Origin of the sequence: Rhabdothermincola salaria, from assembly GCF_021246445.1 — a bacterium.
GTDB lineage: Bacteria > Actinomycetota > Acidimicrobiia > Acidimicrobiales > Acidimicrobilacustridaceae > Rhabdothermincola_A > Rhabdothermincola_A salaria.
In genome coordinates, this window is record NZ_JAJQXW010000001.1 from 666,881 (window position 1) to 680,545 (window position 13,665).

The window sequence follows — 13,665 nt, forward strand, 5'->3', positions numbered from 1 at the left end:
CCCGGGCCGTGATCGCGCGGTCGGCACGGTGAGGGGTCGGACCTTCACCCCGGCCGGGCGTTCCCGTGCTCTAGGTTCGCGGCATCGGCGAGGAGGACACGACCATGCCCGACCTGGAACCCGTCGACCCGACCACCAACGCCCACCTGCGTGGGCGGTTCGCGCCCACCCACAGCGAGATCACCGTGGAGGGCCTCGAGGTGGAGGGCACCCTGCCGGAGGGGCTGGTCGGGGCCTACCTGCGCAACGGCCCGAACCCCAAGTTCACGCCGCTCGGGAGCTACACGTTCCCGATGGAGGGCGACGCCATGGTGCACGGCACCTGGATCGAGGCCGACGGCACCATCCGCTACCGCAACCGGTGGGTGCGCTCCAAGGGCATGGCCGCCGAGGAGCGGGCCGGCAAGGCGCTGTTCGGCGGGCTCATGACGCCCGCGTTCGTCGACCCGTCGCTGCTCGGCAACGACCCCGACCCGGGCTGGCCGTTCAAGCTCGACCCGTTCATCAACGTGGTACGCCACGCAGGACGTCACCTGGCCCTCACCGAGTCCGCACCCGGCTACGAGATCACCTCGGACCTCGACACGATCGGGCGCTTCGACTTCGACGGACGCGTCAAGGGGATGTGCGCCCACCCCCGCATCGACCCCGTCACCGGCGACATGGTGCTGTTCACCTACGACGTGGAGGCACCGTTCCTGTCGTGGATGACCATCGGCGCGAACGGCGACCTCACCCGTGGCCCCACCGTCATCGACGGCGTCGACGAGGGCTACATGGTCCACGACTGCGTCATCACCGAGCGCTACCTGGTGCTCACCCTGGCACCGGTGGTCTTCGACCTCGACGCCATGATGACCGGCGGCGACGTGCTGGCCTGGAAGCCCGACCTCGGCACCCGCATCGCCTGCATCCCCCGCGACGGCAGCCCGGTGCAGTGGGTGCACACCGACCCGTTCTTCGTGTGGCACTTCGGCAACGGCTTCGACCTGGGCGACGACGTGGTCATGGACTTCTCGTGGTGGAGCTCGTTCTCCCTCGGCCCCGATCCCGACAAGCGCGGCGCGTTCGCCCGGGCCACGCTGCACCCGTCGGCGGGCACCGCGGAGATCGAGCACGTCGAGGACGTGCCCGGCGAGTTCGGCCGCATCGACGACCGGCGCACGGGGCGCGAGCACCGCTACGTCACCGTGTCCCGCAAGTCCCCTCGCGGTGGCGATCTGGTGCCCGGCGAGTTCGACCAACTGGCCCGCTACGACATGGCCACCGGCGAGTGCAAGGCCTACGACAGCGACCTGGTGTTCGGCGAGGTGGTGTTCGCTCCCCGCCAGGGCGGCACCGACGAGCTCGACGGGTTCTACGTCACCTACGGCACCGACCGGGCGGCCGAGAGCTCCTGGCTGGTGATCTGGGACGCGGCCTCGTTCCCGGCCGACCCGGTGGCCAAGGTGCGCATGCCCCAGCGCATCCCCAACGGCCTGCACGGCAACTGGCTCCCCGCTGAGGGCTGAGCCCCCGCCGTCGCTCAGCCGGTGGGCAGCCGGGCGAGCGTCGAGGGCGTGAGGGCGGCGAGGAGGCGCTCGATGGCGTCCGGGTCGCCGTCGGCCTCGGCGCGCGCAAACCCGCTGAGCGCCTGCTCGTGAGCAACGATCTCGGCGACTCGCTCATTGTCGGGGTCGGCGACGACCTCGAGGAGTTGCGCATAGAGCGACCGGTACGCCCCGGTGCCGTCGGCGATGGCGGCCATGGTGGTCGGCCAGTCGAGCTCCGCCATCGTGGTGGCCGCCGACCGGCCGACCTCGGCCTTGTCGCCGGCCTCACCCAACTCCACCCCGTGGTCGGCGGCGAGCGCGGCGATGGTGGTGGCGGTCTGCTCCTCGAGGAGGCGACAGGCAGCGAGCTTGCGGCGCCGGTCTGGATCGGTGGCCCGGCCGGCGAGCTCGCCGAAGAGCGTGGCGCCGAGGACCTCACCGCCATGGGCCTCTCGGAGCAGTTGGGTCAGACGGTCCTCAGCCATGGTCGTGGTGGTAGCACAGCTCCGGTGTCGAGACCCGCGGTGTGGGTCGGGTCGTTGCCGTCGGCAATGACGCTGGACCCGGAGTTCCACAGCGTCAGGGATGGACGCGGCGGCACTGGGTGAGGATGGCCCGCTCGGCGGCCTGGGTGCGCAGGTCGGCGAAGGACTGGTACTCGTCGCTGCGGATCATGTCCTCGAAGACCTCACGTGAGGGGTAGCGGACCACGGCGAGCACGTCGGGCACGAAGTCGTCCTGCACCGCCTTGTCGGCCACCAGGGCGTAGTCGAGGCCACCGCCGAGGCGCTCGACGAGGTCCATGGCTCGGGCGCCGTACTCGCCGTACTGGCGGCGCCCCTCCTGGCCCTTCAACCACAGTGCGTTGAACATGAAGATCTCGTCGCTCACCGGTTCCCCCTCGTGTCGGTCGGTCGCTGCGAGTCTGGCCCAGCCGCTGGGACGCCTGCGTCTGGGTCCGGGAGCGATGGCACCGGATCGGCGGTGGCTGGGCCGCCGGCGTCCCAGCGAGAAGGCCCAGGTGGCAGCGGGCGACGAGCCTCGCTGGGGCCGTGGCGTTTGGCGGAAGGGGCGGGGGAGCGCGCTAGTGTGACCCTCCGCATCACGGGTGCCGCAGTACCCGATCGATGGCCACGTCGGAGTGGCGGAATAGGCAGACGCGCTAGCTTGAGGGGCTAGTGCCCGAAAGGGCGTGGGGGTTCAAGTCCCCCCTCCGACACCAACTAGGCAGACCGGGGCCGGAGTCTCCTCGCGAGAGCCGGTCTGGACGCCAGCTTGCCGGTGCTGCACCGAGAGGCCGGAGTGGCCCCCGACCCCCCGACCCTCGTGTCACGTAGGAGCGAGAAGGCCGTATCGTTCGGGTGATGGTCGGGCATCCCGCACCCAACCATGGCGTGAGCGCCGGCTGCACGGCCGACGCCTGCGGTGCCGGCGGGCGTTCTGTATGTCCCGCCAGGGAGAGAACCGGACCGGCCGGTTCACCGACGTGTGCTCCGCGTGCGCACCGACGCTGGTCGCCGACCGGGCCGCGCACCCGACGAGCCACGCCGAGTAGCCCCGCTGGCCGCCGGAGCGTTGCGGCCACACTCCACGACGTGACGACATGGCATCCGGGGTTCGAGTCGAGGGGCGGCGGTGACGTGCACCGGGAGTGCGCCCCCGCTGCTCCGGCCATATAGCTCTTCATCGCACCGCTCCGGGCCACAGATCAGTGTCACCCAGGTCTAGGGAAGTCCGGGATTCGTTGAGATTCCCTCCTCGAGGGTGATCTCGTAGGTGCAGGTGTGGGCGCCCTCGGTCTTGTGGGTGACGCGTTCCACGGTTGCGCCGGGGATGAGGTCGCGGATGAAGTCGAGCTCGGCGGTACAGGCTTGTCGGTAGCGGTTGGCGACAGGCCAGATGGCGCAGCTGTGGAGGTTGATCCGGTAGCGGGTGTCGCTGAGTGCGTCGGCGTCGGCAAGGAAGCCCTGGGAGTCGAGTAGATCACTCAGGACTGCGACCTGTTCATCGACCGGTTTGCCCTGCAGCCGCTCCCTGGCCTCCTCGACGAGTCGATGGCGGCGTCGTTCGAAGACCCGGCCGACGAGCTCGGGGTCTTCTTCTTCGACGTGTTCGAGGAGCTCGATCGAGAGGCTGCCCTGGGTGCCGACGAACAGCGATTCGGTGAGCTCGGTGGCGTGGTACCTGTCGGCCGGGCGTCCGGGATGTCCGCGGTCTGGGCGCGCCGCGATGAGGCCGGCGGACCGGAGCGCGCTCAGGTGCTGTCGAACTGCGCTGGCGGAGATGTCGAGGGCACTGGCGAGTTCGTCGGCGGTCGCGTCGCCACGTCGCTTCAGGGCGACGAGAACTCGGCGTTGCGTCGGCGAGGGTGTGCCGTCGGTGCTGGCCACCGTCCGATGGTAGCGCGGCCACACCACCATCCACAGTTGTACAAGATGGAACTGGCGAAACTATGGTTACCGTGTAGCGTGCCGGGTCGAAAGTGAACCAGCCCACCGGCGTTGCGTTCGGGCGACTGACAGAACAGGAACCACGATGAAGGTCTGGATCGACCAGGATCTCTGTACCGGCGACGGATTGTGCGAGGAGATCGCCCCGGACGTCTTCTTCGGGATGGACGACGGGCTCTTCTATGTGAAGGAATCGGCGGACAACTTCGGCGCGGACAAGCTCTTCGACGGCGCGGCCAACCCCGCAGGGGCCGAGGGTATGGCTCGGATCCCCGACGGCGGGTTGGACCGGGTCGTCGAGGCGGCCGAGGAATGCCCCGGCGAGTGCATCTTCATCGAGGTGGACGGCTAGTCCCCTCGCGGGAACGACTGGACGAGTGTCCCGGGTGGATCGACCGCCGGGTCACGTCAACGAAGGAGACGATGGGAATGACGACGACCGAACAACGAGCCCAACCGGTGATGATGCTCAGCGATGCCGCGTCCACGAAGGTCGCCCAGCTGCTCAGCGACATGGACGAAGAGGGGCTGGCTCTGCGCGTGGCGGTCCGAGCCGGCGGTTGCTCGGGGCTCTCCTACGAGATGTTCTTCGACACCGAGTCCCGTAGTGATGACCACGAGGTCACGTTCGGATCGGTGACGGTGAGGGTGGATGCCGAGAGTGCACCCCATCTCACCGGCGCCACGTTGAACTACAGCGACGGCCTGCAAGGCGAGGGGTTCAGCGTCGACAACCCGAACGCGCAGCGCAGCTGCGGGTGTGGGAAGTCGTTCGGGTGACAGGCCGGCACGACTCGCACCGACCATCCACCGCCACGGACCTGTTCGCGGTCGGCGCCGGTGACGGAAGGGACTCTCGATGAGCGAAACCATGCGACGTGTCGAGGCACTCACTGACGCCAGCTACGAGTTCGGCTTCAGCACCGATCTTGACACCGACGTCGCACCACCAGGGCTGACCGAAGCGACGGTGCGTCTGATCTCGTCGAAGAAGAACGAGCCCGAGTGGCTGCTCGAGTGGCGTCTGAACGCCTTTGCGGCGTGGCAGGAGATGCAAGAGCCCGACTGGGCCAAGCTCGAGATCAATCCGATCGACTACCAGTCGATCAGCTACTGGGCGGCACCCAAGCAGAAGCCTGTGCTCGACAGCATGGACGACGTCGACCCCGACATCCGCGACATGTTCGACAAGCTCGGCATCCCGCTACACGAGCAGAAGATGCTGAGCAACGTGGCCATCGACGCCGTCGTCGACTCCGTCTCGGTCACCACCACGTTCAAGGCAACGCTCGCTGAGGCCGGTGTGATCTTCTGCTCGTTCTCCGAGGCCGTGCAGGATCACCCCGAGTTGGTGCGCGAGCACCTGGGCTCGGTCGTGCCGGTGCGAGACAACTTCTTCGCGGCGCTCAACTCGGCGGTGTTCTCTGACGGATCGTTCTGCTACATCCCCAAGGGCGTTCGCTGCCCGATGGAGTTGTCCACGTACTTCCGCATCAACTCGATGAACACGGGTCAGTTCGAGCGCACGCTCATCGTGGCCGAGGACGACTCGCATGTCTCCTACCTGGAGGGATGCACGGCGCCGCAGCGAGACGAGAACCAGTTGCATGCCGCGGTCGTGGAGCTCGTGGCCAAGGACCGGGCCGAGATCAAGTACTCGACCGTGCAGAACTGGTATCCGGGTGACGAGAACGGTGTCGGTGGCATCTACAACTTCGTCACCAAGCGGGGTCGCGCCCACACCGATGCCAAGATCTCCTGGACCCAGGTCGAGACCGGTTCCGCCATCACGTGGAAGTACCCCAGCGTCATCCTGCAGGGCGATCGGTCGATCGGCGAGTTCTATTCGGTCGCGCTGTCGAGCAAGCACCAGCAGGCCGACACCGGCACCAAGATGATCCACATCGGTGCCGACACCACCAGCAGCATCATCTCGAAGGGCATCTCGGCCGGCCGAGGCCAGAACACCTACCGAGGCCTCGTGAAGGTGATGCGTTCAGCGGAGGGTGCCCGCAACTACACCCAGTGCGACTCACTCCTGCTGGGCAAGGAGTGCGGTGCTCACACCGTGCCCTACATCCAGGTCAAGAACCCGACAGCCCAGGTCGAGCACGAGGCATCGACCTCCACTGTCGGCGAGGACCAGCTGTACTACTGCCGCCAGCGCGGCATGACCGAAGAAGATGCCATGGCGATGATCGTCAACGGCTTCTGTCGTGAGGTGTTCGACGAGCTCCCCATGGAGTTCGCGGTCGAGGCTCAGCGCCTGTTGAGTGCGAGTTTGGAAGGAAGTGTCGGCTGATGCTGCACGTGGAGAATCTGACTGCCTCGGTCGGGGACGTCCCGATCCTCAAGGGCCTCGACCTCGACGTCGGTGCCGGAGCGGTCCACGCGATCATGGGTCCGAACGGGTCCGGCAAGAGCACGTTCGCTCACGCGCTCGCGGGCCGTGACGGCTACGAGATCGGTGGCGTCGTCACCCTCGATGGCGTCGATCTGCTCGAGATGGAACCGGAGGACCGCGCTGCTGCCGGTGTCTTCATGGGTTTCCAGTATCCAGTCGAGATCCCGGGCGTCAACAACATGTACTTCCTGCGCACCGCAGTGAACTCCGTTCGCCGCACCCGTGGCGACGACGAGATCGGGGCTCGTGACTTCCTCGAAGTGGCCGAGGAGGCGATGGCTCTGGTCGAGATGCACTCGGATTTCCTGTATCGATCGGTCAACGCCGGATTCAGTGGCGGCGAGAAGAAGCGCAACGAGATCCTGCAGATGGCGGTCATGCAGCCGCGGCTGGCCGTGCTCGACGAGACCGACTCCGGTCTCGACATCGATGCGCTCCGTGTCGTCGCCGGGGGCGTGAACGCAATGCGCGACCCCGAGCGCTCGATGATCGTGATCACCCACTATCAGCGACTACTCGAGTACATCAGGCCGGATTTCGTGCATGTGTTGGTCGACGGCAAGATCGTCGAGTCGGGCGATCACACCCTCGCCCTCCACCTGGAACGCCACGGCTATGCGGACTTCGTCGATCACGATCTCGACGACGCCCCGCTCTCGGGAGCAACAGCGTGAGCGTGGCCATCCTGCCGTCTCGCACGGTGGCGCTCGAGCAGCTCGGTTCGCTGAGTCTGCCGACCAGACGCGATGAGGCGTGGCGCTACGCACCGCACAAGGCATTGGGTCAGCTCACGTTCGGACCGGCCACGGCTCCCGATGTGGTGCCGGCCGTCGTCGACGGTCAGATCCCCCACATCGATGGTCCGCGACTCGTGATCGTCAACGGCGTCGTCGATCGTGAGCGGTCGAAGCTCGACGTCATGCCTGCCGGTGTCGAACTGGTCAGCATCGAAGGTGCATCCGGCGACCGTGCCGCTCGTGCGCTCGGGCGCGAACACGAGGAGCCAGAGGACGCGTTCTCGATCATCAACCGGGCCTACGGAACCGGCGGCGCACTGTTGCTGATCGATGGCCGCCCCGATGAGGTGATCCACATCGTTGACGTCGCGGTCCCGGATGGCGCACACAATGCTTCGGCCAGTCGCGTGGTGATCGAACTGGCAGCCGGGAGCTCGGCCACCGTGGTCGAGACCCGCATCGGGAGTGGCGACACGTTCGGCGGTTCCAACGTCCGCAGCGAGGTCTCACTCGCCACGGACGCGAGCCTCGAGCACATCATCCTCCAAGACCTCCCCGCCAGCCAGATCCACCTGGGTCGGGTGGATGTGGTCCAGGCCGCCGGCAGCACGCTTCGCGCCCGGCTCTTCAACCTGGGATCGGACTACGGCCGAGTCGCCTATCACGTCCTCCTCGCCGGCGAGGGCGCCCACGCCGACCTGTCCGGGCTCTACTTCGGCTCAGGCCGACAGACCCTTGATCAGCAGATCACCGTGGTCCACGCCGCGAAGGACTGCACGAGCCGGCAGTCGTACCGCGGGGTGCTCGATGACGCCAGCACCGGCGTCTGGAACGGTGGCGTCGCGGTTCGTGCCGGTGCCGACGGGACCGACTCCGAGCAGTCCAACGACAATCTGTTGCTCTCCCGGCAAGCGGAGGTGAACTCGATGCCGAGACTCGAGATCCTTGCCGATGAGGTGTCGTGCCGGCACGGCGCCACCGTCGGCCAACTCGACGAAGCAGCGCTCTACTACATGCGTTCTCGTGGCATCCCCGCAGCCGAAGCCAGCCGACTGTTGGTCCACGGTTTCGCCGATCAGGTGATGGACACCCTGGAGAGTGAGGCGGTGCGATCCTGGATCACCGAGCGACTCGGGCGTGACGATGCGTGAATCGAAGGTCGCGATCGGCGGATCCCAGAGATTCACTCTCCCGCGCGACGTGAGGGCCACGATCATCCCGGCCGGCCACACCGCGGTGTTGCCGGCAGGCGAACGGGTCACCCTCGTGCAGGCACTCGGGGGAACGGCGACCGTCACCACCCGTGAAGGAGAGATGGCCCGGCTGACCCGGGAGGATTCGGTCGACTTCGGCTTCGTCCAGCCGTCGCAGGAAGGCGACGGCGGCGAAGCGCCGATCGGCGAGTTCAGCATCGAGGCCGTCTGGGAGGCGGCAGCGACGGTGTACGACCCGGAGATCCCCGTCGACATCGTCGAACTCGGCCTGGTCTACCGGATCGAACCATCCGATCTGCCGAGCGGTAACAAGCGGGTCGACATCGACATGTCGGTCACCGCACCGTTCTGCGGGATGGGTGACATCCTTCGCCGAGACCTCCACGACGCGGTGGCTGCCCTGCCCGGCGTCGAAGTGGTCGAGGTCGTCCTGGTGTTCGACCCCCCGTGGGACGCCTCGCGCCTGTCCGACGTCGCGCGGCTCGAACTGGGGATGATGTGACCGACCCAACGGCCGACACCGCCACCGATCTCGGCGCGGCCGGCCCGAGCGGGTCTGTGACCCGGAGTGGGACGAGTCACTTGGGTCTGTGCGGTTTGGTGCGCGGCGGCTCGGTGTTGACACGGGCTGTGGGCGGGTCGTGTACCTCTCCCTCGCCGACGCTGCACTCGCGTCGTTCTTCCAGGCAACGGTCGGCGCCGCCGGCGGCGAACTCGGCGACTACTGGCTCGTGGGAGCCGGCGCGAAGTCGACCGAAGTGGAGACTTGGTTCCTGCTCAACGCCGGCGGCCGAGCGCTTGGTCTCATGCTCATCGGCGTGGCCCTCTACCGACTCGGCATCGTCCAAGGCGAACGCAACAACGCGTACTATCGCCGGCTTGCAGCCTGGGGTATCGGGGCCGGCGCCGCTGTCACTTCAGTCGGTTCTGTGCTCCACATCGCCACCGACTGGTCCGTCGACTACGCCCTCACCGGCACCATCCCTACCGGGCTCGGCACCATCCCCACGGCGCTCGGCTACATGGCCGCCATCATCCTGTGGAACCGCAGCAGCAGCCGCTAACTCGAACGCTTCCGCAACGCCGGCCGCATGGCGCTCACCAACTACCTCACCCAGACCGTCATCGGGCTGACGACGCTGGGCTGGTTGCTCGGTGACGTCGACCTCACCCGCACCATGATCGCCGGCTGGATCCTCGCCGTCTGGGCCCTGCAGCTCTGGTGGTCGACTTGGTGGCTCGACCGCTTCCGCTACGGGCCCTTCGAATGGGCCTGGCGATGCGCCACCTACCGGACATGGCAATCACTCCGGAGGCCACACGCCGTCGCCTGAACCAACGTTCGCAGAGCCATGACCGTCGCAGACCCATCCTGGGTCTGACACTCAATCGAAGTCGATCGGGCCCAGGCGCTGCACAGCGTGCGCTCGGCAATCCGCTCGCTTTCGGGTTCAGAGCGTTGCGTAGCGGCACGAGTGCAGTACTCGGGGAGGTGAGTTCAAGCCCCCTCCTGGCCCGCCACGTCAGGGGTCGGCTGCAGCGGCCGCCCGGCGCTTCTCGGATCAGCGTTGGGGGCGCTGCCAGGCCCTTTCCGCCCCGTCATTCCGCGAGCGATGAGTGTTACGGTATACCGGAAGGTGAGGGAGGCGAACGATGACGCTTGCAAGCGCACTACTCAAGCAGGCGCGCATCTCAGCGGGTGCGTCCTGTCGTGGCCTTGCCCGTCGGGCGCAGGTTGCTCCCGCTCGCATCTCCGAGATCGAGCACGCCAAGCATGACCCCGGCGTCGGTACCCTTGAGCACACGCTCGGTGCGATCGGTTGGCAACTGGCCGCTCTACCCACCCGGGCCCCCACCGCCGCCGCAGTCGCCCTCGCCATCTCGGACGGGGCTGCTCCTGGCCACCCGGCCGGCGACTCGGACGCCGCGTTCCGGGCGCTCCTCGCGCTGTCCGACGGCCTCGCATCGGTCGACGCTGCCACCCGGATCGCCCTGTGCGTGGCGCCCCCTCCGCCCACGGGTGACCAGCGCATCGACGCGGCCATCGCCGCCATCGTCGAGTACCACCTCGAGGGCGCAGGAGTCCTCCCCGAGTGGGTGGACGGCCCCGGCCGCGTGCTCACCGAAGCTTGGATCCCCGACCCCTACGCCGGGCCGGACATCGTCGACGAGGCCCCCCAGGCGTTCCGTCGCCACGGTGTGCTGCTGGCCGAAGCCGAGCTCGCCAGCGTCTGATGGCCGTCACCCTCGGCCGTGACGACATCATCTCGGCGCTGGACGAGCTCGTCGATGCCCTCGCCGAGTCCGGCGCACGCAGCCAGATCCATCTCATCGGCGGTGCAGCCATCACCATCGCGTACAGCCGGGCAGTCACCACCACCGATGTCGACGCGTTCTACGGGGGCGACGTGGCGGTCTGCGAAGCCGTCAAGGACATCGCCGCTCGCCGCGGATGGCCCGAGAACTGGCTCAACGACCGGGCGAACCAGTTCCGGTCCCATTTCGAGCAGCCTGACGACTGGATGGAGCTGACGGTCAACGACGGCGTGGTCGTGCGGGTCGCGAGCGCACGACTCCTGCTCGCCATGAAGCTCCTCGCCGCCCGGGGACGTCGCGACTCCGATGACATCGACGTCCTCCTCGACGCGTGCGGCATCACGAGCCTGGACGAAGCCCTGGAGATCTACGAGCGGTACTACCCGGAAGAGGACCTCAAGCCTCGAGCCAGGCGGCAACTCGAGCGTCGACTGGGGTGAGGCCTCCCCTTGACACTTCACCCGTCGTCTGGCTCGCCCCGACCGAACACAACCGGTTGTCGAGATGTCCAGCCGATCGGGGTGGCGGGAGGACGGACTTGACGGACCGGAGGCCAACTGAAGCAGGGTCTCCGACCTCCCGTTCCCGGCGGCGGGCGGAAGGTCGTGCCGTCCTACGTGACCGTGTACTGCGCCGTCCCGAGCAGTCGTCGGGTCGCAGCGCGCCTCGCTCCTCCGACACCACCGGGTGGGTTCGTCCTACCCGACGCTGGACCGGCGCTCAGCGCCGGTTGTAGCTGCTGGAAGTCCTGAGGACGATCGTGCGCGCTTCGAGGAAGTCGGCATGGAACTGGCTGCTGAGGTGTTCCCGAACACCTCGCTGATCACGTCCACGGGCTACGCAGCGATCGCTGAGGATCTCGTTCAGCCGGTGAAGCGGGGAGTGACCTCGGCGAGGGCCGGGGACGGCTCGGCAGGCTTCGACGAGACGGTCTGGACCGGCGGCTCGATGGGCTCGATGGGCTCGATCGGCGGGATCGGTGGGATCGGCGGGTCGACCGGCGCGTCGGGATCCTCGAACAGCTCTGGGACGTGGATGGCGATCCAGTCGAGGTGGCTGCTCACCCGGGTGTACACCTCGGGATAGTCGATCCACCCACAGGGAACCTCGTTCCAGCTGGCGATGCCGGCCAGGGCCCACTCACCGCCCTGGCGGACCACCAGCGGCCCCCCGCTGTCACCACCGCAGGCATTGACCCAGGTCCCGGGACCCAGTGGAGACTCACCGAACGCGCACACCATGGTCTCGGGCAGGTAGAAGAAGCCGTCCTCGTCGGGCTGGTCGAGGGTGGGAAGGGACCGGCAGGTGGGGGAGTCGGGTCCGGCCGCCACCGCCACGTCGCCCTGGCGCAGGAAGGTCGGGGATGACAACGTCTCGGTCACGCCCCATCCGAGCACCCGAGCCGGGGTGCCCAGCTCGAGCCGGGTGCCGGCCGCCACCAGCGCCAGCGTCGGTACCGAGGCGTTCCGCGACGGGTCGGCCAGCTGCACCAGGGCGATGTCGTGGTTGGGGCCCGTCGCCCGGTCCCAGTCAGGGTGGATGACGATCGAGGCGACGGCCTGACGATCCGCAGAGGTCATGAGCTCCAGGTCGGGTTGGCCGACCACGATCTCGAACTGTTCCGGGCCGGAGAGGAAGTCCATGCAGTGGGCGGCGGTCAGCACCCACCCGGGGGCGATGAGCGACCCGGCGCAGAACTGTCCCAGCACGGGGTCGGGTTGGTCGACCTCGGCGAAGAGCGGGCTGACGATCCAGGGGTAGGCGTCGGCCGAGGGCACCGGTTCGCCGTGCGCGATCTGCGGTGACAGGCCTGCAGGGGTGTCGGCGCCGTCGGCGCGGGCCGAACCCGGTGCCGTCATCCCCACCACAGCCAGCGAGAAGGCCAGAGCGACGGCCACGACGGCAGGCCACCGGTCGCTGCTCAGGGGATGGAGCACGAGATCAACGTACCGGTGGGTTCCTGGGCGGTCACCGGCCGAAGGTCACGAGTGCCCGCCATGAGTGCCCCGCACCGGCCGGGGGCACCGGGGCGCGAGTGCCTCGACCATGGACGACCACGAGCTGGTCCGGACCCGGCTCGTCGCCCGGTCACCCGCTCATCCGGCCAAGCGCGATCTCGGCGACCTGGGCCGAGGTGGCCCTGTCGTCATCGCCGCGGGCGACCATGACCTGCAGGTACCAGTCCTTGCCCTCGATCGAGCTCGCTGGAGGCCGGCGCTCGCTCTGGTCTCGACGACGTCGTGCGCCGTGGCGAGCGCGGGGTCGAGCCGTTCGGGAAGGTCGGGCCCTTCATGCTCGACCTGCTGGAGTGAGCCAATCGCTGGGGCCGTCCGCTCGGACACGCCGGCCAGCCGCGCCAGTGTGGCCCGGACACGCGGCCGACGTATCGTGCGGACGATGTCGGGCACCCTCCACCCAACGATGGCGTGAGCGCGGGCTGCACGGTCGACGCCTGTGGTGTCGCCGCCATCGGCCGCTGCCGGCGGTGCCGACAGGCGTTCTGCATGTCCCACCAGGGAGAGAACCAGACCCGTCGGTTCACCGACGTGTGCTCCGAGTGCGCACCCAGGCTGGTCGCCGACCGGGCGGCCCACCCGACGAGCCACGCCGAGTCGCCCCGCTGGCTGCTGCAGAACCGCGGCCTCGAGTTGCTCCGCAACGCCGGCGTGGCTCCGGACGAGCTGGTGCGGACCGTCGTCACGTCGCGCCTCTCGCTGCTGGGCAGCCGGGAACGAGTCCGCTACGAACCGGTCGGTCACGCCTACGTCCTCGGCTCCTTCGAATGGGTCGACGACGCCGGTCACCACGAGCACTGGTCGACCGGGCTGCGCCAGGGGCCGCGGGCACGACCAGGCTGGGGTGAGACGGTGCGGTTGCGGATCACCCCCGGCGGGTGGGAGATCGTCGACGGGGGTCGCCTCGTCGACGAAGCGGGGGCCGCCGCCGCGTTGCGACAACACGTCAGGACATGACGGCAGGGCACCCGCAGAGGTGACGTCCCGCCAGCCGAAT

At 68.2% G+C, this 13,665-nt stretch carries 14 protein-coding genes, 1 tRNA gene and 1 pseudogene; 12 read left to right on the forward strand and 4 right to left on the reverse strand.

The features are described from left to right. The first annotated feature begins 104 nt into the window (after positions 1 to 104). Positions 105 to 1,511 (forward strand): carotenoid oxygenase family protein, encoded by a 1,407-nt coding sequence (locus LUW87_RS03050; RefSeq protein ID WP_232669600.1) that lies wholly within the window; start codon positions 105 to 107, stop codon positions 1,509 to 1,511. Positions 1,512 to 1,525: 14 nt separating this feature from the next. Here the strand turns inward: LUW87_RS03050 and LUW87_RS03055 are convergent, their stop codons facing one another. Then, complete coding sequence (locus tag LUW87_RS03055; protein ID WP_232669601.1) at positions 1,526 to 2,017, reverse strand: hypothetical protein; 492 nt, start codon at positions 2,015 to 2,017, stop codon at positions 1,526 to 1,528. Between the two features lie 94 nt (positions 2,018 to 2,111). Then, the gene (locus LUW87_RS03060; protein ID WP_232669602.1) at positions 2,112 to 2,423 is read right to left on the reverse strand and encodes a DUF1330 domain-containing protein; all 312 of its coding nucleotides are present in this window, start codon (positions 2,421 to 2,423) and stop codon (positions 2,112 to 2,114) included. 244 nt (positions 2,424 to 2,667) lie between these two features. On the opposite strand from LUW87_RS03060, the gene LUW87_RS03065 reads away from it, so the two are divergent. Next, positions 2,668 to 2,754: transfer RNA gene (locus tag LUW87_RS03065), tRNA-Leu, on the forward strand. A gap of 502 nt (positions 2,755 to 3,256) precedes the next feature. On the opposite strand, the gene LUW87_RS03070 is transcribed toward LUW87_RS03065, so the two are convergent. Then, entirely contained in the window at positions 3,257 to 3,922 is a 666-nt protein-coding gene (locus LUW87_RS03070) for a helix-turn-helix transcriptional regulator (RefSeq protein ID WP_232669603.1), read from the reverse strand. A 145-nt stretch (positions 3,923 to 4,067) separates the two neighbouring features. On the opposite strand from LUW87_RS03070, the gene LUW87_RS03075 reads away from it, so the two are divergent. The 9 genes and pseudogenes from LUW87_RS03075 (at position 4,068) to LUW87_RS03115 (ending at position 11,093) form a co-directional block, all read left to right on the forward strand. Further along, on the forward strand, positions 4,068 to 4,334 hold the full coding sequence (locus tag LUW87_RS03075; protein ID WP_232669604.1) for a ferredoxin: 267 nt from the start codon (positions 4,068 to 4,070) through the stop codon (positions 4,332 to 4,334). Positions 4,335 to 4,411: 77 nt separating this feature from the next. After that, entirely contained in the window at positions 4,412 to 4,762 is a 351-nt protein-coding gene (locus tag LUW87_RS03080; protein WP_232669605.1) for a HesB/IscA family protein, read from the forward strand. A gap of 79 nt (positions 4,763 to 4,841) precedes the next feature. Then, positions 4,842 to 6,284: a Fe-S cluster assembly protein SufB gene (gene sufB / locus LUW87_RS03085; protein WP_232669606.1), complete on the forward strand. Its 1,443-nt coding sequence runs from the start codon at positions 4,842 to 4,844 to the stop codon at positions 6,282 to 6,284. Further along, positions 6,284 to 7,060, forward strand: coding sequence for a Fe-S cluster assembly ATPase SufC (gene sufC / locus LUW87_RS03090; RefSeq protein ID WP_232669607.1), 777 nt, complete (start codon positions 6,284 to 6,286; stop codon positions 7,058 to 7,060). Before sufB ends, sufC begins: the two co-directional genes overlap by 1 nt. Further along, positions 7,057 to 8,274: a Fe-S cluster assembly protein SufD gene (gene sufD / locus LUW87_RS03095; RefSeq protein WP_232669608.1), complete on the forward strand. Its 1,218-nt coding sequence runs from the start codon at positions 7,057 to 7,059 to the stop codon at positions 8,272 to 8,274. Before sufC ends, sufD begins: the two co-directional genes overlap by 4 nt. Then, on the forward strand, positions 8,267 to 8,839 hold the full coding sequence (locus LUW87_RS03100; protein ID WP_232670873.1) for an iron-sulfur cluster assembly protein: 573 nt from the start codon (positions 8,267 to 8,269) through the stop codon (positions 8,837 to 8,839). The genes sufD and LUW87_RS03100 overlap by 8 nt, the downstream gene beginning before the upstream one ends. 304 nt (positions 8,840 to 9,143) lie before the next feature. Then, positions 9,144 to 9,671, forward strand: a pseudogene (locus tag LUW87_RS03105) (DUF418 domain-containing protein). A gap of 319 nt (positions 9,672 to 9,990) precedes the next feature. Further along, complete coding sequence (locus LUW87_RS03110; protein ID WP_232669609.1) at positions 9,991 to 10,572, forward strand: helix-turn-helix domain-containing protein; 582 nt, start codon at positions 9,991 to 9,993, stop codon at positions 10,570 to 10,572. Further along, positions 10,572 to 11,093, forward strand: a complete 522-nt coding sequence (locus LUW87_RS03115) for a DUF6036 family nucleotidyltransferase (RefSeq protein ID WP_232669610.1) — start codon at positions 10,572 to 10,574, stop codon at positions 11,091 to 11,093. The genes LUW87_RS03110 and LUW87_RS03115 overlap by 1 nt, the downstream gene beginning before the upstream one ends. 423 nt (positions 11,094 to 11,516) lie before the next feature. On the opposite strand, the gene LUW87_RS03120 is transcribed toward LUW87_RS03115, so the two are convergent. Continuing rightward, on the reverse strand, positions 11,517 to 12,590 hold the full coding sequence (locus LUW87_RS03120) for a S1 family peptidase (RefSeq protein WP_232669611.1): 1,074 nt from the start codon (positions 12,588 to 12,590) through the stop codon (positions 11,517 to 11,519). A 567-nt stretch (positions 12,591 to 13,157) separates the two neighbouring features. Between LUW87_RS03120 and LUW87_RS03125 the strand changes: the two genes are divergently transcribed. Next, on the forward strand, positions 13,158 to 13,625 hold the full coding sequence (locus tag LUW87_RS03125) for a hypothetical protein (RefSeq protein WP_232669612.1): 468 nt from the start codon (positions 13,158 to 13,160) through the stop codon (positions 13,623 to 13,625). The last annotated feature ends 40 nt before the right edge of the window (positions 13,626 to 13,665 follow it).